25 protein-coding genes and 2 pseudogenes are annotated in these 23,071 nt (G+C 53.3%); 20 read left to right on the top strand and 7 right to left on the bottom strand.

Translation table 11 applies throughout. The features are described 5' to 3' along the window. Window positions 1–177 precede the first annotated feature (177 nt). Window positions 178–1,242, top strand: a complete 1,065-nt coding sequence (locus tag CDA63_RS18120) for a tyrosine-type recombinase/integrase (protein ID WP_088465875.1) — start codon at window positions 178–180, stop codon at window positions 1,240–1,242. 176 nt (window positions 1,243–1,418) lie between these two features. On the opposite strand, the gene CDA63_RS18125 is transcribed toward CDA63_RS18120, so the two are convergent. Continuing rightward, entirely contained in the window at window positions 1,419–2,261 is an 843-nt protein-coding gene (locus tag CDA63_RS18125) for an Abi family protein (protein ID WP_165768380.1), read from the bottom strand. A gap of 588 nt (window positions 2,262–2,849) precedes the next feature. Here CDA63_RS18125 and CDA63_RS18130 point away from each other — a divergent pair. The 7 genes from CDA63_RS18130 to CDA63_RS21925 all read left to right on the top strand — a co-directional run bounded on the left by CDA63_RS18130 (window position 2,850) and on the right by CDA63_RS21925 (window position 8,752). Next, window positions 2,850–3,296 carry a DUF6932 family protein gene (locus CDA63_RS18130; RefSeq protein ID WP_126546932.1) on the top strand — a complete coding sequence of 149 codons (447 nt, stop codon included), beginning with the start codon at window positions 2,850–2,852 and terminating at the stop codon, window positions 3,294–3,296. Between the two features lie 6 nt (window positions 3,297–3,302). Continuing rightward, entirely contained in the window at window positions 3,303–4,757 is a 1,455-nt protein-coding gene (locus tag CDA63_RS18135) for a helix-turn-helix domain-containing protein (protein WP_088465878.1), read from the top strand. Window positions 4,758–4,920: 163 nt separating this feature from the next. Continuing rightward, complete coding sequence (locus CDA63_RS18140) at window positions 4,921–5,367, top strand: DUF4186 family protein (RefSeq protein WP_165768381.1); 447 nt, start codon at window positions 4,921–4,923, stop codon at window positions 5,365–5,367. Between the two features lie 15 nt (window positions 5,368–5,382). Then, window positions 5,383–6,393: a hypothetical protein gene (locus CDA63_RS18145; RefSeq protein ID WP_088465880.1), complete on the top strand. Its 1,011-nt coding sequence runs from the start codon at window positions 5,383–5,385 to the stop codon at window positions 6,391–6,393. Between the two features lie 24 nt (window positions 6,394–6,417). Next, a complete protein-coding gene (locus CDA63_RS18150) occupies window positions 6,418–7,647 on the top strand; it encodes a class I SAM-dependent methyltransferase (protein ID WP_126546933.1) in 1,230 nt (409 codons plus the stop codon). Then, window positions 7,644–8,219 carry an ASCH domain-containing protein gene (locus CDA63_RS18155; RefSeq protein ID WP_088465882.1) on the top strand — a complete coding sequence of 192 codons (576 nt, stop codon included), beginning with the start codon at window positions 7,644–7,646 and terminating at the stop codon, window positions 8,217–8,219. Before CDA63_RS18150 ends, CDA63_RS18155 begins: the two co-directional genes overlap by 4 nt. Then, window positions 8,210–8,752, top strand: coding sequence for an AAA family ATPase (locus CDA63_RS21925; RefSeq protein WP_088465883.1), 543 nt, complete (start codon window positions 8,210–8,212; stop codon window positions 8,750–8,752). Before CDA63_RS18155 ends, CDA63_RS21925 begins: the two co-directional genes overlap by 10 nt. Window positions 8,753–9,018: 266 nt before the next feature. On the opposite strand, the gene CDA63_RS18165 is transcribed toward CDA63_RS21925, so the two are convergent. From CDA63_RS18165 to CDA63_RS20975, 3 genes are all read right to left on the bottom strand, one after another. After that, complete coding sequence (locus CDA63_RS18165) at window positions 9,019–9,450, bottom strand: transposase family protein (RefSeq protein WP_088465884.1); 432 nt, start codon at window positions 9,448–9,450, stop codon at window positions 9,019–9,021. Window positions 9,451–9,455: 5 nt separating this feature from the next. After that, complete coding sequence (locus CDA63_RS18170) at window positions 9,456–9,755, bottom strand: transposase family protein (RefSeq protein ID WP_165768382.1); 300 nt, start codon at window positions 9,753–9,755, stop codon at window positions 9,456–9,458. A gap of 63 nt (window positions 9,756–9,818) precedes the next feature. Beyond that, window positions 9,819–9,959, bottom strand: a complete 141-nt coding sequence (locus CDA63_RS20975; protein WP_165768383.1) for a hypothetical protein — start codon at window positions 9,957–9,959, stop codon at window positions 9,819–9,821. A gap of 345 nt (window positions 9,960–10,304) precedes the next feature. Between CDA63_RS20975 and CDA63_RS18175 the strand changes: the two genes are divergently transcribed. Continuing rightward, window positions 10,305–10,790: a recombinase family protein gene (locus CDA63_RS18175; RefSeq protein ID WP_262490674.1), complete on the top strand. Its 486-nt coding sequence runs from the start codon at window positions 10,305–10,307 to the stop codon at window positions 10,788–10,790. Window positions 10,791–10,899: 109 nt separating this feature from the next. Here CDA63_RS18175 and CDA63_RS18180 read toward each other — a convergent pair whose 3' ends face one another. Continuing rightward, window positions 10,900–11,466: a hypothetical protein gene (locus CDA63_RS18180; RefSeq protein ID WP_126546934.1), complete on the bottom strand. Its 567-nt coding sequence runs from the start codon at window positions 11,464–11,466 to the stop codon at window positions 10,900–10,902. A 768-nt stretch (window positions 11,467–12,234) separates the two neighbouring features. Here CDA63_RS18180 and CDA63_RS18185 point away from each other — a divergent pair. After that, complete coding sequence (locus CDA63_RS18185) at window positions 12,235–12,606, top strand: transposase (RefSeq protein ID WP_165768384.1); 372 nt, start codon at window positions 12,235–12,237, stop codon at window positions 12,604–12,606. Between the two features lie 113 nt (window positions 12,607–12,719). Here the strand turns inward: CDA63_RS18185 and CDA63_RS20605 are convergent, their stop codons facing one another. Together CDA63_RS20605 and CDA63_RS20610 are read right to left on the bottom strand one after the other, a co-directional pair. Beyond that, window positions 12,720–13,229, bottom strand: a complete 510-nt coding sequence (locus CDA63_RS20605; RefSeq protein WP_126546936.1) for a hypothetical protein — start codon at window positions 13,227–13,229, stop codon at window positions 12,720–12,722. A gap of 63 nt (window positions 13,230–13,292) precedes the next feature. Further along, window positions 13,293–13,754 (bottom strand): hypothetical protein, encoded by a 462-nt coding sequence (locus CDA63_RS20610; protein WP_126546937.1) that lies wholly within the window; start codon window positions 13,752–13,754, stop codon window positions 13,293–13,295. A 475-nt stretch (window positions 13,755–14,229) separates the two neighbouring features. On the opposite strand from CDA63_RS20610, the pseudogene CDA63_RS21470 reads away from it, so the two are divergent. The 10 genes and pseudogenes from CDA63_RS21470 (at window position 14,230) to CDA63_RS18245 (ending at window position 22,985) form a co-directional block, all read left to right on the top strand. Further along, a pseudogene (locus CDA63_RS21470) lies at window positions 14,230–15,288 on the top strand (ISAs1 family transposase). 353 nt (window positions 15,289–15,641) lie between these two features. Then, window positions 15,642–16,283, top strand: coding sequence for an IS630 family transposase (locus CDA63_RS18200; protein WP_262490675.1), 642 nt, complete (start codon window positions 15,642–15,644; stop codon window positions 16,281–16,283). Between the two features lie 203 nt (window positions 16,284–16,486). Next, window positions 16,487–17,155 (top strand): helix-turn-helix domain-containing protein, encoded by a 669-nt coding sequence (locus tag CDA63_RS18205; protein WP_088465888.1) that lies wholly within the window; start codon window positions 16,487–16,489, stop codon window positions 17,153–17,155. Between the two features lie 95 nt (window positions 17,156–17,250). Next, window positions 17,251–18,057, top strand: a pseudogene (locus tag CDA63_RS18210) (IS5 family transposase). Between the two features lie 72 nt (window positions 18,058–18,129). Then, window positions 18,130–18,408 (top strand): transposase, encoded by a 279-nt coding sequence (locus tag CDA63_RS18215; RefSeq protein ID WP_165768385.1) that lies wholly within the window; start codon window positions 18,130–18,132, stop codon window positions 18,406–18,408. A 444-nt stretch (window positions 18,409–18,852) separates the two neighbouring features. Then, window positions 18,853–19,152 carry an integrase core domain-containing protein gene (locus CDA63_RS20615; protein WP_165768386.1) on the top strand — a complete coding sequence of 100 codons (300 nt, stop codon included), beginning with the start codon at window positions 18,853–18,855 and terminating at the stop codon, window positions 19,150–19,152. A 450-nt stretch (window positions 19,153–19,602) separates the two neighbouring features. Beyond that, entirely contained in the window at window positions 19,603–19,980 is a 378-nt protein-coding gene (locus tag CDA63_RS20620) for a hypothetical protein (protein ID WP_126546940.1), read from the top strand. Window positions 19,981–21,085: 1,105 nt separating this feature from the next. After that, window positions 21,086–21,625, top strand: coding sequence for a hypothetical protein (locus tag CDA63_RS20625; protein ID WP_126546941.1), 540 nt, complete (start codon window positions 21,086–21,088; stop codon window positions 21,623–21,625). 234 nt (window positions 21,626–21,859) lie between these two features. Continuing rightward, window positions 21,860–22,120, top strand: coding sequence for a transposase (locus CDA63_RS18240; RefSeq protein WP_088465894.1), 261 nt, complete (start codon window positions 21,860–21,862; stop codon window positions 22,118–22,120). A gap of 172 nt (window positions 22,121–22,292) precedes the next feature. Next, window positions 22,293–22,985, top strand: coding sequence for an IS3 family transposase (locus CDA63_RS18245; protein WP_088465895.1), 693 nt, complete (start codon window positions 22,293–22,295; stop codon window positions 22,983–22,985). The last annotated feature ends 86 nt before the right edge of the window (window positions 22,986–23,071 follow it).

Genomic DNA, 23,071 nt, shown 5'->3' on the forward strand with positions numbered 1-23,071 from the left:
AGCACCGGGTAGCCTACTTCCCGCACAAATTCGTTCATAGCCTCCAGCGAAGTCAGCTCCTTCCAGCGCGGCTGGGCAATGCCCAACTCGTCCATGATGACCTATATATAAGGTGTCGGAACGAGGTCAAGTTGAACTCCCGAATCCAGTAGCTCTAACGCTCCCTGTGCCTACTCTATGCGCGAAGACCTTTCGATTGTTCCGGCATCCCCTGTTCCCCCCACCGTCAGCACCCAGCTGGCCCGGGCCTCGGCCAAAGTCGCCGGCTTCCTGGAAGTCGGCCTGCAGGGCGCGGCCAACACCGAGCGCGCCTATACTTCGGACCTGAAAAGCTACGTCACCTTCTGCGAGCGCCATGGGCTGCGGGCGCTGCCGGCCGACGTGGAAACGCTGACCGAGTACGTGGCGTACCTGGCGACGGAGAAGCCAACCCCGGAACCCGGCGACGGGGGCAGTGGGGAGAAGAAGAAGCGCAAAGGCCAGCAGCCGCTCACCCGGCCGCATTCGCTGGCCACCATCAAGCGGCACCTGGCCGCCATCCGCAAAGCCCATCAGCTCGCCGGCCACCGGCTACCGGCCACGCTCGATGCGCTCAACATCGTCATGGAAGGAATTGCCCGCACCCTGGGCAAGCGGCAGGATCAGGCCCAAGCCTTCACCGTGGACGAGCTAAAGCAGGCCCTTCGCCGCATCGATCTGGAAACATCGGCCGGCCTGCGCGACCGGGCGTTGCTGCTGCTCGGCTTTGCGGGGGCCTTCCGGCGCTCCGAGTTAATGGAGCTCAACATTGAGCAGCTGGAATTCACGGAGCGGGCGCTGCTGGTGCATCTGGCCAAAAGCAAGACCAACCAGTACGGCGCGGTGGAGGATAAAGCTATTTTTTACGCGCCTACGATGGATTTCTGCCCCGTGCGCTGCTTACGGGCCTGGCTCAATCTGCTGGGCCGCACCAAGGGGCCGCTGTTTGTGAAGATTCCGCGGGCGGCGCCGGGACACATGGCGGCTACCTCGGACAAGCGGCTTTCCGACATCTCCATCAACAAGATCGTGCAAAAGCGCCTCGGGGCGGATTACTCTGCTCACTCACTGCGCGTGTCCTTCGTGACGGTGGCTGTGCTCAACGGGCAATCCCACAAGGCCATTAAGAACCAGACCAAGCAGAAAACGGATGCGATGATTGAGCGCTACACCCAGCTTAACAACGTGGTTTCCTACAATGCTGCTCAAGCGTTGGGACTGTAGTTTGCACACCACTTCGTAAATGAACAGCTTCGTTATGAGGTGAATTTCCCAGTAAAGCGGCCGAAAATTTCATAAACAACCTAAAGGCCTCGCTTGATTCGGGGCTCACATCGCGCAAACGGGAAACCTATACCACCAACAACGGATAGAGCACACACCTAGACCAAGGGTTGAGCTTACTGCCATAGCGGGTGCTCCCGCCACTCTATGGGGAAGCCCATTGCGGCTGGGTCCACGTTAGGATGTTGGGCGAAAAGGTCAGCTAAGCGGGTGCTTAGGCCGAAGTCAGGTGCTACAGTAAAGAGCAAGTGGTTGATGACGCATAGCGCCGGATAGAGCTTGTGCAGCGTGTCAGGGCGAATACGGCCATAGGATAAGTGCGGCTGGGGACGTTTAATGTGTTTAGGTGCGGCAGTAATGACGCGATTCCAAAGCCGGGCGTGGTGGGCGCAGATGTTGCGTACCTGTGTCAGGCTTTGCAGCCAACCTGAGAAGTACTGGCGCGGTGGCACCAGATAATACGCCGCAATTTCATCGCGGCCCGCTAGGTCCTGACGCAGGTTGCCATATAGCCGCGATAACGTTCCCAAGGTCACGATTTCCAGCGTTTTCCACACGGGTGGCAAGCGGCCATCCTTTGGGTAGCGATGCCGGTGACTCTTGATAAAGTCTTCATGTGAGCGCTCCAACTCTCCGCTAATAGTTACTAAGCTTTTGGCGTGGTCGAGTGCATTAGTAAAGAGAGTGGCGTCTTCAAACCACCAAGGCGAGTGGTTCAGCGACATAGTATAAATAAACCGGGTGCGGACGCTTACCTCGATGCGCTCAATTAAGTCGAATACCATTACCCGCAGTTGTTGGTCAAAGCGGTACAGCTCTAGTGCGGTTTCGAAGCAAGTGCCTACTTTGTAAGTACGTGTTTCTTTGTCTGCTTGCAAAGGCACCAAGTAGCTAGCCAACCGATAGTAGTTGATGTTAGCCAGTTGCCTTTTCGCTTCATCTTCGTCGTCGATGGTCAACCCGCGCTCTCGCAAGAGAGCTACTTGCCCATCTAAGGTGCGTGCCGGTTTGATATACTGCATCCGTTCTTGAAAAAGTACAGCTGTAGAGAAGAGGACAAAAAAAAGACTCGCCCTGGTACGCTGTTCTAATGAGAAGCGTGGCGAGTACTGTTAATGCAAAGATACGGCAATTTTATCAAAAGTGTTGACTTTCAATCAAGCCCGAAAGGCAAACCGGCTTTGTGTTACTGCTCCGCCGCTAGGTCGTCGAATGCCGCTTTGTTTACTGCAGCCGCTTCCGGCGCTTGGCCTGCAACTGTAACTAATTAAGCACTAACTTACAAAGGCCTCATTTTTTCATCTTCGCCTCCATCATGCTGGCCAGACACGCCAATAGTGCATAATAGGCTCTATGCAGCGCGGGTCGCACTCGTTGCTCCTTGCCGCACCTCCCACGGCCCCTAGGCCAAGACTATTATTGAATGTTAGTCTCATCATCCTGAAACAAAGGCCGGAAGCAGCTTCGATTTTGTTGAAATCAACCAGTTATCCATGAGATTTGGGAAACTTTTGTAACTTCGACACAACAAAATCGTTGTGTCAATTATGAAATCTTCGCTACCGCCTTTCACCTCCTATGGTATATTGCCCCCCGGCATTCATTGGGCAAGCTGGAAGGAGATTACCGATAGGTTCGGGCACACACCGCACCGGCAAAATCTTTTGCTGGGTCTGATGCAGGGCATTGATGCACTAAAAGCTGCCGGTTGTCAGGCCATCTACATTGATGGCAGCTTTTGCACTGACAAAGAAGTACCGGGAGACTTTGACGTTTGCTGGGACGACTCAACGGTTGACCTTGACTTCCTATTAGTCTCTGCTCCGCTCATGTTTGAATTTGGACAAGCTAGAGCTGCCCAAAAAGCTGCTTATCTGGGCGAATTTTTCCCATGCAGTGGTATCGCGGCGCCGCCGACCACTCTTTACCTAGACTTTTTCCAATGCGACAAAAATTCGGGCAGTGCTAAGGGTATTGTTGGACTAAAACTCTAGAAACCCATGATTAAGAACGAACAACAGTACAAGCTCACCAAAGCGCAAGCGAATAAGTTCGCCGCCGCCGCTGCGGAATTTGCTAGCACACAAGCCGCAGACGTTTCGCCTCTTCGCCGAAAACTTTACGAAGATGCCATGCGGAGCCAGCACACTGAATTGAATCAACAGCTTGAAGAGTATGATGCCCTGAAACAAGGCCGCATTCGTACCCTCCAAGTAGATTCGTTCGAGGACCTGCCTATCGCGCTAATTAAAGCGCGCATTGCTTCAGGAATGACCCAGAAAGACCTAGCCGACATTCTAGTCATGAAAGAGCAGCAGGTACAACGTTACGAGGATACCGAATACGCGGGTGCCAGTTTCACCCGCTTGAAGGAAGTGATTCAAGCGTTGGGAATAAGTGTGCGTGAGGAGCTATTTGTATCCGAAGGCGTGATTTCACGCTCAAACCTATTCAGCAACTTGGCTCGGCTCGGATTCAAGAAGGACTTTGTATTGCAAAAGTTGGTGCCGAGAAAAATTGCAGCCTACCTAACGAGTCCAATAGTGGAAGGCGAGGCCGCTATCCGGCAAGTAGTGCTTCAGGCAGCTTCTATCATCAGCAAAATGCTGAGCGTGGAACCGGCCGAGTTGCTGGGCAACCAGCAGCTTGTACTTGATATGAGTGCTGTTCACCAAACCCGCTTCAAGAAAGCAAGCAATGTCAGCTTGCAGAAGATTGCTCCGTACACTATCTATGCCCAAATGCTGGCGCTAACGTTGCTTGACGCTTGTCGTCATTTGGAACGGCGTCCAATACCTGAGTCCACCGCTGAGTTTCGGGAGCAAATCTTGCAACTCTACGGCGAACTAACTTTCGAAACGGGGCTACGATATGCTTGGTATTTAGGTATTCCTGTGCTTCCTCTTAATGACACCAGCCATTTCCACGGGGCCTGTTGGCGGGTAGATGGAGCGAACGTTATTGTTCTCAAACAAAAGACTGAATCATCTACCCGGTGGCTATTCGACCTACTGCACGAGGTAAGGCACGCCGCGCAGAACCCCGAGCAGGAGTCGCTAGCCATCATTGAAAGCGACGACGATTTCACCCGCGAAATGATTAGTTCGAAAGACGAGGTAGACGCCAATGTCTTTGCCGGTCAGGTTATGCTAGACGACCGCGCCAACGAACTATCCGTCCAGGCTATTCGAGAAGCTAATGGTCAGATAGAATTGCTCAAGTCGAAGGTTCAAAAGTTAGCAGACGCAGCGAGCCTTGATGCTGGCGCTTTGGCTAATTATTTGGCTTTTAGATTAATGGCCGAGAAAAAGCTCAATTGGTGGGGAGCCGCCACTAATCTACAGTCCGCAGGAGGTAATCATTGGGAAGTAGCGCGAGATGTCGTTCTGCAACATGCCCGATTCGATGAACTGCCCGAAGTTGAGCGTGAATTGCTAATGAATGCCCTGCACTGATTTAACTCCGCGTCGACATGGAAAGTCTAGGATTTGGGGAGCCGCTTCCCGACATAAAGTGCAAGGCCACCAAGTGCGAGGAAGGGCTTCACTGTTTCCGGCCCAAAAGGGCCGCACCACTCACGTTAGTGGGTGCGCTTGCCATGCCTGCAAGGAAGACAGTGTGGACTGGCAGCAGGCGTACAAACGAGATATTGGCCAAGTCGACGCGCTGTTTTCAGAGTTGCGGAAGGAATACATTAGGCAGCACTTTTGGGAGGTACCAATCAATGATAAATTCAAGCGACGCTTGATAATCAAAGGAAAGAATAAGCTTAAAGTGGAGGCCGCCAAGCGAATAAAATCTTCAGTAAGGGAAGCTGGCACCACTCGCTATCAAGATGGTACACAGACGCCAACTAAAAAATACAACATCATTTATTTCGCACAGCACGCTACGGCTACGTGCTGCCGTAAATGCATCAAGTATTGGCATGGCATCCCCTATGACCGGGATTTGGAACCGGCAGAAGAGATTTACTTGCAACAGCTCATCACTAAGTATATCGAAACCCGCTTGCCCGACTTGCCAGACGAAGGTTCCCAACTGACTTTATCACTCGATTCCTAGCCTCTCACGTATCTTATGGCTGCTTATATTGACACCGCAGAACGTTCGGCGCACTACCGTACCAAGGGCTTGGATAAACTGGCCCAAAAAGTACTTATGACGCAGTTCGCCGACAGCAAGCAAAGCCAGGATATCACCCTGTCTTATAATTGCCAAGGATTTGGCAGAATTCATCATTTTCGCCGCTCGATTCCTGGGGCTGGTTTTCCCGCCAATCCGTTGCCTATTGATCCAGCGAGCCAAGCCCTGGGGTTGCCAGCCCAAGAAATGATGCAGGCTCAAGTGTTTCAAAATGCGGTCTGCAGTTGGCGCTGCTGGTACTGTTTCGTGGACTACAACCTACTCGATGGCAACCCGAGGCATTCCGCGTTTTTATCGGCTGACGAGTTGATAGACCTTTACCTAGCCGAGGACAAACAGTGCCCTATCATTGACTTGTCAGGTGGGCAGCCCGATTTAGTGCCCGAATGGTTGCTGTGGGTGGTGGATGCGTTACGTCGACGCGGGCTGGAACACAAAGTATATTTGTGGTCTGATGACAACCTGAGCAACGATTATTTGTGGGAAGCGCTAAATCCCGACGAGTTACGCCGAATAGCTACCTATCCTATGTATGGGCGGGTCGGCTGCTTCAAGGGATTTGATGCCGATTCATTTGCTTTTAACACCCGCGCCAATCCTGAACTGTTTGCCAAACAGTTCCAAGTGATGCGCCGCCTGGTGGAGACTGGTTTAGATGTGTATGGCTATGTTACCCTGACATCTGACAATGACCAGTATATACCTCGAAAAGTTGCTGAATTCGTTAGCCGCTTACAGGACGAAGTGCACCCAAATTTCCCCTTGCGCACCATTCCGTTGCCCATCATTACGTTCACCCCCACGCTTTCTCGCATGGGTGAAGACCATCATCGGTCAGTGCTGATTCAGCAAGAGGTAGCTGCCGCCTGGGAAGCAGAATTGGCGCGTCGGTTTACTCCTCAAACTAGGAGCAAACCAGTTTTTAGCCATTCCCTGCACAAATAATTTCTGTTTGAAATGCCGATGCACATGCAGCCATTCAATGTGGATGAGGTTTATGCCAAAACATTGGCTGAATGCTTGTGTACATTATATAATGAGGCGACCCTAGCTAAAAGGCGTTATTCGCTCCACCAATTCATTTTAGGCGCGCGTGGTGCTTATCCAGTTGATGTGGTGGCCATGCTCCAGCAACTCAATGTGCCGTACTACGAGGACAAATGGGCTCATGACTTATCGACCGGGTCATGGCCTGTTGAAGTAGATATCCCACGCAAAAGCAATACTTCAATTTTTGCCGACTCACATCCAGCCGATTATGACTGGCGTTTCACGGCCACTAACATCCCTGTGTTAGTTGAGGCGTTGGCTGACTCATCCAGGGGCGGTGCCATTGCGCTGCTGGGCACGAAGACGCTATTCTCACCCTTGTATGATAAAGGTGCCCAGGTTACGCTGTTTAACAAAAGCGCCGCCTTACTTAGCGATTTACGCAAAGCCGGATACCAGAAAGGGCTGGTCGAGTGGGACCTACGTGAACCGTTGGCCGACGGGGTAAATAAATATCAGGTCGCCTTTGCCGACCCACCTTGGTATCCAGACTATTACCAAGCCTTTCTGCAACGCGCAAGTGAATTATTGGTGATTGGCGGTACCTTGTACTTAAGTGTCCTACCCATTCTAACACGTCCCAGCGCCGTTGTAGACCGGGCGGATATCCTTCAGGAAGCTACTCAGGCAGGATTTGACTTGATGCGACAGGAACCAGGTATGCTTTCTTATGAAACCCCGCTCTTCGAGCGTCAAGCACTTTCAGCACAACACCTGAGTTGCACAGACTGGAGACTAGGCGACCTGTGGATATTCCAGAAAGTCAGGCGGAATGCGCCCATCCAGCCTCAAGAAACACCCGTAGGCGAGCCTCAATGGGATGAGTATAGAATCGGTACCAAGCGCATTAAAGTTAGAGTAAAGCTTGGTTGCGAAGAAAGTTTATTTGCTTATCGGCCAGCCGACCCCACCGGCAATGTTTTCACCCAAGTATCCCGACGTTCACCCTTTCGGAATCAAATTGATGTGTGGAGTTCTGATAATCAGGCGTACACCGTAAGTCGGCCCTCTATCCTCAAGCTGTATCTGAGTGAATTGGAGCGCGACAGCTCCCTCGAGTCGGTTGTCGATGTTTTGAAGAAAAATAAGGACGTCAGTGGCGCGGAGGGCGAAGAGTTGATAGCTTTGCTACAACGTCTCGTACAATGAAAATCCCTTCCGAAGCTGCCAAACCCGCTATAATTCACTATTCAGCTCAAAGTGGAAATGCTTGCTTGCCTGACTTGCTGGACGCTCTGCAGCACGCACTAGCGGGGGATCTCTACTGGGAGACTCAGTTGCAAAGGGTGCGGCAGCAGTCAGGCGCAACAATACACATAGGAGTATTCATTGAGCCGTACCTGCAGTTCATTTTAGAAGGCAAGAAAACGCTAGAGTCACGCTTTTCCGTTAACCGTACTGCTCCTTACCGACAAGTACGCGACGGCGATATTCTGCTGCTCAAACGCTCCGGCGGACCGATTGTTGGCATCTGCTGCATCACTCATGCCTGGTTTCATGTCCTCGACCCGAAGACGTGGAGTTCGTTGCAAAGCCAGTACGCGCAGGCATTGTGCATCAGCGACCCAGCATTCTGGCAAGAAAAGCAAAAGGCCAACTATGCATCACTGATGCAGGTTCGGTACGTGCGACCGATTACACCGACAATATCCTTCATTAAAAGCGACCGACGGGGTTGGCTGGCTTTGATTCAACCTGAAATCCCAGCACAATGCTTGTAGTTGCGTTTTCGGGCAAAGTCGGAAGTGGGAAGTCTTCGGTGTCGGCAGCAGTTGCATCCGTATTGGGTTGGCAGCGGGTCAGTTTTGGTGAGTATGTGCGTGGTGTAGCTCAAGCGCAACACTTGGACGACTCCAGGCTCACTCTCCAGAACCTTGGTGAGCAGCTGCTTGCCGCTGATGCACGAGCTTTTTGCGCCAATGTATTGGCGCAAGCTCCCAATCAGTCAGAGCCACTCATTATTGATGGGGTAAGGCATATGCAGGTGCTAAGAATGCTTCGAGAGCTGGTAGCTCCTTGCAGTGTAGCTCATGTGCATCTAGCGTTAGATGAAGCCACAAGGGCTAAACGCATATTGGCCTGTCGAGGGGAGGTGGATGCGCAGGAAATACAGAGAATCGACACCCATACCACTGAGCAAGAGGTCATCAATTCGTTGCCTCAATACGCAGATTTAGTGGTTGATTCTTACGATAATCTGACAACTGTGACGCAGAAAGTTTCTGTCTGGATTAGGAGCCGTAACCTGAGGTAGTCTAGCTAAGTCGGACAGAAATGGGAAGTGGTTCTGAATTGGGTTTCGAAGTGATTGGGCACGAAGTAGCCCAGCGCTGAGTGGCGCCGCTCAGCATTACAGTAGGCCACATGGTAACTCAGGGCTTACGCATCAAAATTAGCTGAGTGCCTTTGCTGGCTCTGGAACCGTTTTACAACCAGTTGTAGCCGTCAGATTTTTGGATCAAATGTACCCTTACGGGATAGAAGAGAAGGCTAAGATGTTTGATGCGTAAGCCCTAGACCTTATTCGACTTGGTTGGTGAGTTTATCGGGCGCGTAGGCCCGCAAGGCGCTACGTACGCGCAGGTTATGCAGGCCGCAGGCCACGACCATGACCGTGTCGCGCCGCCACTCGCCGCGCAGGCGTAGCGTGTCCTGGACCATGCGCAGGCGCTTGATACCACTGTGGGCGTGCTCGATGACGACGCGCAACGGACTCAGCAGCTGATTGTAAAGCCGCTGAGCGAAGGTCAATTCCTGTTTCGGCGGCTTTTTGTGGGGCATCTCCACCAGCACCCCCGCCGGGGCGTGGCCCAGCAGGCCCAGGTCCTGGCGCAACACGCTGCCGGCGGGCAAACCCAGCGCATACTCGTCGGCCAGGCGCTTGTCGTGACAGCATCCGCCTTCCGTGGGCGAGAGGTAGTGCACGTACTGCGTCGCATCGCACAAGGTCATGTTCTTTAGGCGGTGCGCTTTTTTTTTCCGCTGTATTCCTCGGCCTGGGCCTCGCGGTCCTGGTTGCGCGGCACGCCCCGCTCGACCCCGTCGTAGGCGAAAACCAGTTCGCCATGCGCGGCCAGGCGCTGGGCTAACTCGCCCCCATCGCGCACCGGCAGCAGCCCACGGCGGGCCAGCACCTGATTCAATACGCCGAGCAGCGCCGTGCTCAACTGACTAACGCGGGCTTGGGAGATGCCGAAGCTGGCCGCCTGATGCTGCTGTAAGCTGTTGTTTTTAAGATAGGTCAGCAGGAAAAACAACTTTACGTCGCCACCCGCCAGCACGGCATTGGGCCGTTCGCGGTGCGCGGCAAACGCCCGGCACTAGCCTTCGAGCGTATGCCAGCGGTGGTAGCGCTCCCAGGCCGGGGCGAAATCGGTAAGTAAGTCATCAAACTCGGCCACGTGCAGGCTGGTCAGAGCCAGAAATTGGCGCGGCTTCTCGCGTAGGGCAACGTAATCCATCCCCCAAGTTACGGCTGCCTCGCACGAGTTAACTTAGCAACCTTTTCCGAATCAAGTCTCCTGCATGGTAACTGATTTCGAGCTGGCCTTCTTATAGCAGCAAGGTGATAAAATTAATGTAAGCTGTTTCCAAGTAGGGTCATTAAGGTACACCTTCCTGGACCCTACCAATCAGTGGCTGATCGTCCCAGTAATTAGGGGCCAGAAAGTGGGGCCAGCCATGTATCTTCGTGGCCCCACCTTCCTGACCTACTTACCATGAATTTCGGTTACGCCCGCGTCTCGGCCAAAGACCAGCACCTCGACACGCAACTCGTACAACTCTAGGCCGCTGGCGTTGACCGGGTGTTTCAGGAAAAGATCAGCGGTGCCACTACCCAACGGCCGATGCTCACCGAGCTGCTGGCCACCTTGCGCACCGGGGACACGGTGACCGTGGCTCGCTTGAACCGGCTGGGCCGCAACAGCGCCCACATCATGCAGCTGGTGGCCGACCTGCACGAGCGCCAGGTGCGCTTCGTAGCTCTGGACCTAGTCATCAACACGGCTACTCCCGCCGGCCGACTGGTGCTGGGCATCTTCGCCGCGCTGGCCGAGTATGACCGCGAGAGCATTCGCGAGCGGGCCACGGCCGGCATCGCCCTGGCCAAAGCACAGGGCAAGCACCTAGGCCGCCGCCTAGGCGTAGACGCCGGCAAGCTGGCCAAGGTGCAGGCTTGCCTGACCGCCGGCATGTCCGTGCACCAGACGGTAGCCGCCACGGGCGTGAGCGAGTCCAGCGTTAAGCGCTACCGCCGCCAGTTAGAATTGCGCAATTCAGAGGCGGGATGAGGCAAGACAATTCTGCTTGTCAGGTTTCGCACTCGATACCGACCTGTTCTGTCCAGCTGGACTAGACCACCTCATATGCCATCGAAACAATTAACCCACGGCTCTTGCGCTATACCACGTCACCTAAAAATACGTGCGGCGGATGGTGGTTAACAACCACCTCGCACCCCGGCAGCGATAGTGCTAGCAGACGGAGGCGGTCTTGAATAAGGGGAGTGGAGAGGTCTGACGAGATAAAAACGGTTTGTAAGCAGTCTCCACGCAGCTCCAGTAAGCCATCGAGCGTCACGCCGGTGCCGCCCAAATGAAGTAGTTCCAGGCCTTTGATGCGAGCTAAATCGGCCACGCAGTCATCTTGCAAAGCTGTGCAGTCCTTCAACCGCAACTCTTTCAACTGTTTTACACTAGTTAGGTGCTGGATGCTGGCGCGGGTGATGGGGGCATCGTATATATCCAGCATATCGATGGTTGCAAAGCGCGCCGCTAACCAGCCCACCTGTTCGTCTTCTAAATCCCCGTCCCAAAATCTACCGTGGTGAAGGTACCCAGACTCGTTTTCTGGCATCGGGATAGCTGGGAAGAGCGTGCGCCAAAAAGCAGCCTCCCGGGCGGCATGCTGCTGGGCACGGGTAAAAGCGTGCGAAGTTGAACGATTTACGTTTGCTCCCTTTTTCATCGGCTATGTAGGGGCGCAGCAGGCGGAGAGCTGCTGCTGTGACCAACTTAAAGTAAACGATTGCTGAGCACATGATCGACCAGGCCCAGATTTCCGGTTCGCACCAGAAGAAGCAATAAGAATAGTTATATCTGAGAGCCTAGAGTATGTCGGTTTTGCAGGTAAGCCGGTATTTAGCCAGCCCCAGCGTGATGCGCCCACGACTACAACTGTCAGGGAACTCTTCCAAGTGGTTTGCAAATTAGTGACGCAAGTATGCCCTTACCCGCGGCCAACCAGCGTCAGCACTTTGAGGCTTGGTTGAACGGCTCCCATTTCTGCCATCCCACGCGGTCAGGTGAGGCGCCGGAAGAACTAAGGCTGCTTTATCCTTTACTGTAGCCGTTGATGCCCGCGCTGCTGACTTTCTTCTACATCCGCCGTCAGCTACAGGCTGCGACCACAGAGTTGCCAGTTATCCTGCCTCCTACCTCCGGGATGGAATGCCACTTGTGAGTAGGGAAATAAGGACGTCCAGAAAAAGGGTAATAATGAATTAGGCAGGGTATTATGGTCGTTACAGCATCTCCTGTCCTTTTACCTCCATTACGTCCCGATGGCCCTTGATGTGTAGTGGCAAGCGATGCGAACTCCTTACGCTAGCACGCGGCAGCGTCGCCGCCAGTATGCCCGGGCCAAAGGCGGGCAGCGCGTGGGCCAGTCCGTGCCGCTGACGCGTGCTCGCTCGCTGACGCTGATTGGGGCGCTGTCAATACGGGGTTGGGGGCAGTGCAACTGCTGGACGGCGGCCTCAACTACGTGAATTTTGCCTGGTACTTGACCGAGTGTCTGGCCCCCACCTTGCGGCGGGGCGATGTACTGGTGCTGGATAATTTCTCGGTGCACAAACTGCCAGACTTGGTCGACTGGCTGGCCGAGTGGGGCGTGGAGGTGGTTTTTCTGCCACCCTACTCCCCTGACTTAAGCCCGGTGGAGCAGGCCTGGAGCAAGCTCAAGACAGCCCTACGAGCCGCCCAGACACGCACCCGGCAGTCGCTGGAGCAGGCCCTGCAGCAAGCCATCAACTGGATTACCAGACAAGATGCGCGCAATTGGTTTGACCACTGCGGCTACCATACCCAATGTCCCAAAAAGGGCTAAACCGTTCACGAAACCGCTATATACAACAGCAGCTCGCGGCGGCAGCCCCGCACGCTGCTCCTATTCTCCCCGGGGCGCTCCCGTTGACAAGGCAGAATTATTAAAAAGTCAGTTTAAAACTCCACCCCAAAATTATCAGCCACTGTATTACCGCCTATTGAGGAGCCAACTAAACTATTGACTGATTCATTTGATTCCCTCAACAATTCGCCATTGGCGCCAGTATCTGACCAGTAACGGCCTCTTTTGCAATCAGAGAAATCATAGGCCCAACCTGAACGTACCGCAATTACGGCCTTAGTGCTTGCGCCTACTTTAACCCCGAGTACCCGCTGTGCTTTTTCTGGTGCGAAAGCAGCATATTCTTTGATTTGATACACCTTAGTAGGGCACCCACAGGTCTTCATCTTTTGGTCCAGCGCCCGTTGGTCAGGAGATGATAGGTTTTTGTAATCCGGTGTACAACCTACGACTGCTTTAGAGGATGGTTTTCCCATTTTATCCCAAATATTCTTCGGATTAAAATTACTGAACAATACTAAAGTTAGAGTGAAAGTAGTTATCAATAAAATCAGTATGTAAGAGGGCCTTTCCATGATTAAATGTTTTAAGAAACGTACCAAGAGAAGAAATTAAATAACGTCTATAATATACTACCCATAATTATCATATTAATATTAATTCATCTATTCACAGTTATAGGTAAAACTTGTATTTACCACTTTATAATTTTCACTTTTTTGATTAACTATATATTCATATAATTTATCTATAGCAGTCTGTCTACCATCAAAAAGTTTATATTCATTTTGACCGCCTGCGTCTAATATTCTAATATTATTTATTGCTGAGTAAGTAAAATTTTCAGTATAATTAGCGCGTAAGTGTTTCTCAAAATCACTTTCAGCTTTTCTTTGATAATCAAGATACTGCTCAACATTACAGGATGCAACCCCAGGAAAATAAAGCATTTGGCTGATATATGCTACTCCATTTCCGTAAACGGGTGGGATATAGAGATAAAAAAATCCCTTTTCATCTCTAACAACCTTTGATTTAGAATTTGCATCTAATCTTAAGTGATGATTAAAATTCACAGCTGTGATCATTGAGACAACCATAATCGGAATTGCAATAAATGATTTCATTTTCTCAAAGGTTAAGTTAAATGTGTGTTTGGAAACGCAGTTGAACAATTTTAGGTACCATCCGACTTCTTCACGCAGTCCTCGAGTGGGGCCTCCTTGTAGCACGTTTTCTTGCGCGCGGCCGCCTTTTAGGCCGGGCATCCGCGTTCTGCTCCCCGAAATAGACCCCGGTAGACATGGTCAGCAACAGGGTAGCGCCTAGAGTGCCCTGCAGGAAAACTTGTTCATAGAAAAGGAAGGGCTGCCAGCTAGTAAGCAAGATACCTTATGTATTTATAAAAGTAAATTTTTTATATGTTACATACAATACCTAATAGTAGGTATATTGCTCACAAGCGAGAGAAACCAGCGAGCTACTTGAGTATGTATAGTACACGTTGTCATATACTTGGCGATAAAAGCTGCTACTATTAGTGAATATGCTGCGTAGCACCAGGGCAAACGCATGAAGCTGAGTGCGGGCTAGCTTTGGGTCATGAGCCACCCCATTCGCGACTACTTTCTACAAGTGGAATATTTCCGTCAAGTCGCCAAATGCCGCTACCGGCTGGCTGATATTCTGCTCATTGGCTTGTGCACCTACCTGAGCGATGGCCACGATTACGAGGGAGTGGTCTTGTTCGCTCAAACCCACGCCCGGCACCTAGCCGAACTGGTGGACTTGCCCAGCGTGCCGTCACACGATACGTTTAATCGCGTGTTTCAGCTGCTCTCCCCCGCTTTGCTGCAGAGCTGTCTGGCCCAACACGGCCATGCGCTACTCGACACGCTGGCCCAGAAACAAATCTGCCTGGATGGCAAAAAGCTGAGGGGCGTGAGTCCGCGCAGCCCCGGCAACGCCGGCCTGTATCTGGTTAATGCCTGGGTGAGCGAGAACCGCTTGTGTGTGGGCCAGCAGCGAGTGGCCGATAAAAGCAACGAAATCACGGCCTTACCCGAAATGCTGGCCCAACTGGACCTGCGCGAGGCGGTGGTCACCACCGACGCCATGGGTTGTCAGGCCGCCATTGCCGGTCAGATTCGGCAGCAGCAGGGGCATTACCTGCTGGCCCTCAAGCGTAACCAGGGCCAGTTATAGGAAGAAGTGAGTTGCGCTTTCCAGGCCAACGCGGCGAGCAGCGCGCAGGAAAAATGGGAATGTGCCCGTGACCGGTTCGAGCAACGCCGTTGCTGGTGCCTGGCCGCCAGCAGCCTAGAGGCCTCGTTCATCGTCGCGTGGGCCGGCTTGCAAACCCTGCTCAAAGTCGAGGCCAGTCGGTGCGTGGCGGGAAAGACGACCCGCGAGGTGCGCTATTATTTAAGTGATGAGACGGAAGAAAACCCGCGCTATTATAGCAAGTTAGCGCGGGGGCACTGGAGCATCGAAAACCACTTGCACTGGCATCTGGACGTGATGTTGAAAGAAGATGCCTGTCGGGTACGCTCAGGCTACGGGCCGGAAAACCTGGCCACTTTACGCAAGCTCACCCTGCAAGTACTCACCCAACAACGCAACAGCTTAAGCCTGGCAAAACGGCGTGTGAAGGCAGCCTAGAGCGGTTTCGTGGTCAGTGTACAGTTCTTTGCTTTATTTCGCGGCATGAAACCGTATTCTGACGATTTACGCGAACGGGTCATGGCCGCCTGTGCCGAAGGTGGGCGTTCGGTGGGCGCAGTCGCTGCGCAGTTCCGCGTGTCGGTCTCGTTCGTCCACAAGCTACGGCGGCGCCAGCGCACCACGGGCTCGTTGGCGGCCTTACCCCACCGCGGCGGCCCGGCCCCACTGCTTGACGCGGCAGCCCGCGCCGAATTGGCCGCCTGCGTGGCGCGGCAGCCCGACGCCACACTCGACGAATTGCGCGGCCGACTCACCGCGGCCGGGGCACCGGCTGTGGGCCGTACCACGGTCTGGCAGGCGTTGCAGGCGCTGGACTTGCGGCGCAAAAAAAGAGTGTCCACGCCGCCGAGCGCGACACCGAGCGGGTGAGGGGCCTGCGCCGGGAATTTATCGAAGCGCTCGAGCACGAAGACGTGACCCGCTTCAAGTTCGTGGACGAAACGAGCGTGAACCTGACCTATACGCGCCGCTATGGCCGCGCCGCCGGGGGCCGCCGGGTCGACCAAGCCGTGCCCTTGCACAACGGGCCGAACGTGACGGTCGTGGCCGCCCTCACCCCGCAGGGGGTGGAGGCCGTCATGCAACTCGACGGGGCGGTGAACACGGCCAGCTTCGTGGCCTACGTCGAGCAGGTGCTCGGCCCCACGCTGGCCCCGGGCGATGTGGTCGTGCTCGACAACTTGCGGGTACACAAGGCCCCCGGCGTAGCCGAAGCCGTTGCCACTTTTGGGGCTCGCCTCTTGTTTTTGCCGCCTTACTCGCCCGACTTCACCCCCGTGGAACTGGCCTTCAGCAAGCTGAAAACCAGCCTGCGCACTGCCCAGGCCCGCACCCGTGATACCCTGACCCAAGCGCTGCAGGAGGCCCTGGACTGGATAAGCGAAACCGATGCCAAAAATTGGTTTGACCATTGCGGCTATCATGTACACTGACTGCGAATCTGCTCTATGATATCCACTACCTCAAACAACTCCTTGAATAGGCTTCATGCGTTTGCCCTGGCGTAGCACCGAATCGGCTATCATTGTTTTTTTTCTATTTGCTGTCTCGGACCCTTGCTATATATTGTCTAAACTATGGCATTTAGGCCTATTTTGCGTCTCCCCTCAATACCTCCCCTCCCTTCTTAGTTTCCATGACTGACGAGCAGCAAATACAAGCGAAAATAGCCGAGCTGGCGACCGTAGCCGATATACTGCCCGGAGTGGTCATTGTACTCAACCACGACTGCCGACGTGTACTCTACATGTCAGCCCAGGGACTTGGCTTACTGGGCGCCACGCTCCCGGAAATCACAGCATTAGGGGAGGAATACTACGCTCGCTATTTTGATCCCGACGAAGCTCACGATTACGTGCCCAAAGTCGTCGAACTGCTTGAGCGCAATGATCTCAGTTATGCCGTCAGCTTCTTTCAACAGGTGCGAACCGGCCTAAATAGTAGCTTTGAGTTGCACTTGAGCACGGCCCGAATCCTGTTGCAGGGTGAGCAAGGCCAACCCCTGCTCACCATCTGCCTGTCTTACCCCATCGAGCCCACCAGCCACATCTCCACCAAAGTACAGCGCCTGCTGGATGAAAACGCTTTCCTGCGCGCCAACGCAGCCCGTTTTGCCAGCCTCACCAAACGCGAGCGCCAGGTGCTGGCCGGCATCTGCCGGGGACTGAGCTCAGATGAGCTGGCCGTGGCCTTGTTCCTGTCCCGCCTCACAGTGGACACACATCGGCGAAACTTGCGCCAGAAGCTGCAGACCAATTCGGCCTTCGAACTAGGGCAATACGCGCGGGCCTTTGACTTGCTTTAACAGTTACTCACTTAAGCCCGTAGTTCACGCCACCAGAGAAGTTGGCACTTGAGGTGGTCTAGAGACTGTTATGGACTGGTGGCGTAATTTGGGGTATGGCACAGCAAAGCGGATACCCCAGCGACGTAACGGATGCAGAATGGACGTTTGTAGCGCCCTATTTGGCCCTGGTGCGCGAAGATGCGCCGCAAAGCGAGCATGCGCTGCGCGACGTGTTTAATGCCCTGCGCTACCTGGTCAAAACCGGCTGCGGCTGGCGTTATCTACCCCACGACTTGCCGCCCTGGCCGGTGGTCTACCAGCAATGGGCCCGCTGGCGGGATAACCGCTGTTTTGGGCATATGATGGCCGATTTGCGCGAACTGGCACGGGTGCTGGCCGGACGCGAGGCCGAGCCCACCGCCGTGATTCTGGACTCGCGCACGGTGCAGAGCACGCCTGAAAGCGGAGCCCGTGCCGGCTACGACGGGGCCAAGCGGCGCAAGGGCAGCAAGGTGCACGTGGCCGTCGACACACTGAGCCACCTGCTGGCCGCCGTTGTTACGCCGGCCAACGAAGCCGACCGCGGGCAGGTCGACGCGCTCTGTGAGCGGGTGCAGCAGCTCACGGGCCAAAAGGTGCAGGTGGCCTATGTAGATCAGGGCTACACAGGCGAAGACGCCGCGTATGCCGCGGCCGTGCACGACATTGACTTGCAGGTTATTGCCAAGCCCGAAGGCCAGACGGGCTTTGTGCTGCTGCCCCGCCGCTAGGTCGTCGAGCGCAGCTTCGGCTGGGCCGCCCGCTTCCGCCGCTTGGCCCGCGACTATGAACGCTTGGCCCTGACCATGCAGCAATTTCACTTCCTGGCCTTCGCTACACTCTTGCTAGCAAAAGGCGTTTTTCGCACCACCAGTCCATAACAGGCTCTAGGCGAGAATGACAGAAGTGGGACGTGTATTTCTTCTGTTATAGGAACCAAATCCAGCGGGGCGTTGCCCAACAAATGGCGTAAATACGACGAGTCATTTAAATTGGAGGCACCGTACCTAGCCAATGAGATCCGGAGCACGCAGGCGGCGGCCCGGCAGTTGGGCGTCAGCCCCGGGCTGCTCTATCGCTGGCAGCAGGCGCAGGTAGTGGCCGAGGTTGCCCGCTTTGGACGGGCGCGCGACACGGAGGTACGCGTCCTGCGCGCCCGTCCAAAGCGGGCAGAGAAGGAACTTAATACTTTGAAAGAAGTATTAATCATCTTCGGCCAGCCGACCCGATGAGCACCTACCAGCACATCGGCCAGCGGGCCGCTCAGGTGCCCATGTGCCAAGTGTTGCCCATTGTAGTCAGCGTTACGGCACGCGACGGCAGCGCACCGAAGTGAAGACCAACTGTCACTTGGGAGTGGGACGTTGGCGCATCCGTCGCGTGCTGAAAGTGCACTGTCTGTGAGCGCGGCATCCCCGCTCATTTATGCCGCGCACCACCAATTTCAACCAAGCTTTACGTACGGCTCCCAACCGCTTGCTCGACCAACTGGTCCCACCGTCCCCAACCGGGTGTGGTGTGCAACATCACCTACTTGCCGCGGTAGGGCGGCGGGTGGCTGTACTTGGCCGTCTGGCTCGACCGCTGCTCGCGCAAAATTGTGGGCTGGGACGTGACCATGCTAGAGGATTTGGTCTGATAGGCCCTTCGCCGTGTGTTGGCCCTCGGCCGGGCTGGTGATCCATTCAAACCAGGGCAGCCAGTACACGGCCACCCGGTTCAAGGACTTACTTGCTCGGCATGGGGCCGTGCCGAGCATGGGCCTGTGCGGCAACTGCTACGAAAACGCCTATGCCGAATCCTTTAGGAGCCGCTTCAAAATGGAGCTGCTCGACGGCGGCGGCTTTCTTAGCCTGGCCGAAGCTAGACTTGAAATCAGCCACCACATAATTTGTTACAACGCCGAACGCCGCCACTCCGCCCTTGGTAACAACTCAGCCAATCACTTCGAAACGCAACTTCGAGCCACGTTCTAAATGTGTCAAGCTTAGCTAGACCAACTTAAAAATACCTACTTCTAGGTATTGAATCATTCATACAATTTTTATTCTTTTACAAAGAAAAAAGCAGCTAACCACGGAGTGATTCTACCATTCCCTAATCCATTTTCTGTGATTTTTTTCTTTAGGTCGTCCTACGCGTGACCATATCTATAACTGCGCCCGCCGGGGGCTATTTTAGGTAGCGGCACGCGGGCAATATTCCCATCAAGGAAGAGTCGGCGGCAGCGGCGGATACGAGGGCTAAAAAAGCTGCAAAAAAGAAAGAGGTATGTTTTTCAGTCGCTGAACTCGATAGCCGCATAAAAGAGATTGACAGGACGTAGACCTATTATGCTTCTTCCGAATAGCATAGGGATAGTTGCTCTGGACTTTGAGATTAACTAATGTTCATATTTTGGAGAGTGTGTTTTCAACAACAAACTTATGAAAAAGGTCTTCAGATTAATTCCAGCAGTAATATTTGCTTCACTGTCCTCTTGTGAAATACTAGATGAAGGGGGTACAGGGACCTATATGGTGGGTATTAGCAACTCTACTAATACTAACTATCATATTCAGATTCATATAGACGGCGTAAAGAGAGGCGATGCTTTCCCAAAGGCAAATCAACTTTCAAGTTTTGCAGGGGATTGCAATGACATTAGCTACTCAATGTCCAAAGATTACATTGGTATAGTTTACGATGTTGAAACAGGCAACCACAAAGTAGAGTTAATAGATGCTACAAATAATCGAGTAATGTCAAGGGCCTCCTTTACAATGGTGTCGGACGGATGCGTAACTCAGCTAGCAGAATTTTAACTTTAAAATTACTTGACTTGAATTCACTTTACAAGCGGATAGTTATACTTCATGGAAAGTAGAGCTCACTAAAAATAGACAATAAATTGTCTGAAGAACTATTGAGCGCTGTTATTATAATTACAGTTCTCACTAATCTGGCCATCTCAAAATGAGACTACATACCTAATGGTTTCCTTGGCAAGGATCATAATATACCCAATATCATTACTGAACTAGAATAATAATTTATATAAAGTAATAAAGGCGCCATAAATTGTAAAAGCGGTAGCAGAATGTTGCATGCTCCCTTTGAAAAGAATGTTCTGTAAAACCTTTAACACCCCCCCCTTTTATGTTGACAAGAACTAAGAAGAGCGCCGTTGGCTTAACGCTGCTGTTGTCCATCAGTTTAGTGGCGTATGCCGGGGAACGGTTCTCGGGCAATGGGGCGACTAAAGAAGGGGCCGCGGCGGCGGCAGAGCAAAGAGCCGCCAAAGCGGCGAAGGCGCGGGGCACGTGTTACACTGTGGCCCAGCTTGAGGATTGCAAAAAGGAATCAGACGGCTCCTGGACGTGTTACTCCTCGGTGGCGAATCACAAAGGCAGCTGTGACGGCACTATGTTGAAGCCCTAAATTAATTGGTAGTGGTCTGAGCCAAAAAAGTGCGCTGATTGTACTGCTCGACACAAATACTAATCGCGCTGCGTGCATTGGAAATGAGTTGCTGTTCGGGGACAATTTGCGAACCAAACTTGCGCTAAAGGCAAAGCTCTAGTGGGAAATAGGTGCGTCAAATATTCGCAGTGGCAGTAATTGAGCAGCACTTGCCAGAGGCTAGAGCTTATTAAAAATTGGGCTAACGCTAAGTTTGAGAGGCAATTGAATAGCTGTTATGAGTGCTTTCCATTTCTCATCTCTATGCTGACTGCGCTACCAGTGTGCCTTGTAGGGCTCGTTCCGGGTAAAGAAGTATTAGTCAAAGCTAATTTTAATATCTTTTAACTAGTAGCCTAGTGCTTCAAATGCTAGGATAAGCCAGATACTTTCCAATAGTATTCTTTAACCTATGCCTTTGATTGCTCCATAGCTTCAACTTTAATTTCATAAATTTCCTGAGTAATCATGTCAACGCCTCGCCTACAAATTAAGCAAATAATGGTTTCATTTGCCATAAGAATAATTCTTGTTATAATACTATGTGGGCCTCTTGCATTTAATAATGTTTTTGGCCAATCTCCTACAAAGGAGGTAACAATTAAATATATGCAGACGGCTCTAAAAGGTGTGATAGGAACAGAAATAACTACAGATTATTTCATTTCGGAAGTCAAATTTGATGGATCCGAATACGAATATTATAGTAGGAAACAACCAAGTTATTTAGGGTTTATAAATAGAACTGAGCAAATACCTTGGCATGACTTTAAAAAATTTGATGAAGATCATAAAGTGGATGAAAGAATTACTAGCGTAACAATGATTTTCAATATCAAGGTAGAGGGAGATTTAATAACGATTAGGGAGAATGGTGAGCATTGGGCAAAAGTAGATACCTATAAAGAAAGCATTGTGATGTTAGTGCCCAACGAAAAAGTTGAAAGTTTTAAGAAAGCTGTCCTTAGGATGGTAGAACTAGCGGGCGACGCGGATCCTTTTAAATGAATACTAGCTATATATAGCGGTTTCGTGAACAGTTCGGTTCTTTCAGCTGTCTTTGCGTATGGTAAGCGATGCAACCTTACTCGTTTGATTTACGCACCCGCGTGGCCGCCGCCTGTGAGCAGCCCTGCTCGCGCCAGCAACAGGTCGCCGAGCACTTCGGGGTGAGCGTCTCGTTCATCAAAAAGTTGCGTCACCGGCAGCGGGCAACCGGCTCGTTAGCGCCCAAGCCCGCCAGTGGCGGCGTTCAAAGCTGAGGTAGCCTTAGCTACCTTAACCAAGCGTCAGTCCTTAGCTGACCTGGCCGGCCGCTACCAGTTGTCGGTGGCCCAGATCAGCCGCTGGAAGCTGCAGTTGCGCCAGCAGGCGGCCCAGGTTTTTACCGAAGCGGCGGCTGTGCTGCCCGCGCCCCCCGACGTGGAGCCACTCTACGCGGCCATCGGGCGGCTGCAAATGGAAAACCAGCTGCTAAAAAAAACACTGCCGCCATGCGCGTAGCCCAGCAACGCGCCCTGGTGCAGGCTAGTGGCGAAGGGAGTGTGCAAGCCCGTTGCCAGGCGCTGGGGCTGGCCCGCAGCAGCTATTACTACCAGCCCTGGGGCGAAAGCGCGCTCAACCTGGAGTTGATGCGCCTGCTGGACGAGGAGTTTACGCCCACAATTTTAAGGGCGTGCTCGGCCTGCGCGACTACCTGCGCCAGCTGGGCTACGCCGTCAACGCCAAGCGGGTGCGTCGCCTCGTACGGCTCATGGGCCAGGAGCCGGTCTACCCCAAACCCCGCCTGTCGGTGCCTGCGGGAGGCATTACACGCTACCCGTACCTGCTGCGCGAGCGGGTGCTGAGTGCCCCCAATGAGGTCTGGAGTACGGACATCACCTACGTGCCCATGGCCAAAGGCTTCCTCTACCTGGTGGGCGTGCTCGACTGGCATTCCCGCTTTGTGCTGAGCTGGGAGCTGAGCAACACGCTCGACGTGGGCTTTTGCCTGCAGGCCCTGCACGGGGCCTTGCAGCAGCAACCCGCCCCGTTTATCTTCAACTCCGACCAGGGGAGCCAATTCACCAGCCAGCCCTTCGAGCAGGCGCTGCTGGCCGCCGGCTGCCAGATCAGCCGCGACGGCCGGGGACGCGCCACCGACAACGCTTTCATCGAACGGCTCTGGCGCTCGGTCAAATGGGAATGTGTCTACCTCAACCCAGCCACCGATGGCCAACACCTCTATGAGCAACTGCAGGCCTACTTCACCTACTACAATCACCACCGCCCCCACCAAGCCTTGAAAGGCCAAACACCCGCCCAATTCTTCGCCCAAACCCCTCCTTTAACTAAATGTGGCGCGTTTACCTTGCCACCTTTTTGCTGAACCCAGCGAGTGTTCTCAGGCTGGCTTGCAGAAAACCGGTCCGTACCTTGCCATTGATGGAAATAGAACGGTTTGTTGAACAGGTC

The organism is Hymenobacter amundsenii (assembly GCF_002204745.1).
In the GTDB taxonomy this organism is placed as follows: domain Bacteria; phylum Bacteroidota; class Bacteroidia; order Cytophagales; family Hymenobacteraceae; genus Hymenobacter; species Hymenobacter amundsenii.

What these genes read in the sequence shown, in the direction of transcription:
- CDA63_RS18120 (WP_088465875.1), top strand. Translation starts at nt 178, where the DNA reads ATGCGCGAAGACCTTTCGATTGTTCCGGCATCCCCTGTTCCCCCCACC.
- CDA63_RS18130 (WP_126546932.1), top strand. Translation starts at nt 2,850, where the DNA reads ATGAAATCTTCGCTACCGCCTTTCACCTCCTATGGTATATTGCCCCCC.
- CDA63_RS18135 (WP_088465878.1), top strand. Translation starts at nt 3,303, where the DNA reads ATGATTAAGAACGAACAACAGTACAAGCTCACCAAAGCGCAAGCGAAT.
- CDA63_RS18145 (WP_088465880.1), top strand. Translation starts at nt 5,383, where the DNA reads ATGGCTGCTTATATTGACACCGCAGAACGTTCGGCGCACTACCGTACC.
- CDA63_RS18150 (WP_126546933.1), top strand. Translation starts at nt 6,418, where the DNA reads ATGCAGCCATTCAATGTGGATGAGGTTTATGCCAAAACATTGGCTGAA.
- CDA63_RS18155 (WP_088465882.1), top strand. Translation starts at nt 7,644, where the DNA reads ATGAAAATCCCTTCCGAAGCTGCCAAACCCGCTATAATTCACTATTCA.
- CDA63_RS21925 (WP_088465883.1), top strand. Translation starts at nt 8,210, where the DNA reads ATGCTTGTAGTTGCGTTTTCGGGCAAAGTCGGAAGTGGGAAGTCTTCG.
- CDA63_RS18165 (WP_088465884.1), bottom strand. Translation starts at nt 9,450, where the DNA reads ATGACCTTGTGCGATGCGACGCAGTACGTGCACTACCTCTCGCCCACG.
- CDA63_RS20975 (WP_165768383.1), bottom strand. Translation starts at nt 9,959, where the DNA reads ATGGATTACGTTGCCCTACGCGAGAAGCCGCGCCAATTTCTGGCTCTG.
- CDA63_RS18180 (WP_126546934.1), bottom strand. Translation starts at nt 11,466, where the DNA reads ATGAAAAAGGGAGCAAACGTAAATCGTTCAACTTCGCACGCTTTTACC.
- CDA63_RS20610 (WP_126546937.1), bottom strand. Translation starts at nt 13,754, where the DNA reads ATGAAATCATTTATTGCAATTCCGATTATGGTTGTCTCAATGATCACA.
- CDA63_RS18205 (WP_088465888.1), top strand. Translation starts at nt 16,487, where the DNA reads ATGACTGACGAGCAGCAAATACAAGCGAAAATAGCCGAGCTGGCGACC.
- CDA63_RS20620 (WP_126546940.1), top strand. Translation starts at nt 19,603, where the DNA reads ATGAAAAAGGTCTTCAGATTAATTCCAGCAGTAATATTTGCTTCACTG.
- CDA63_RS20625 (WP_126546941.1), top strand. Translation starts at nt 21,086, where the DNA reads ATGTCAACGCCTCGCCTACAAATTAAGCAAATAATGGTTTCATTTGCC.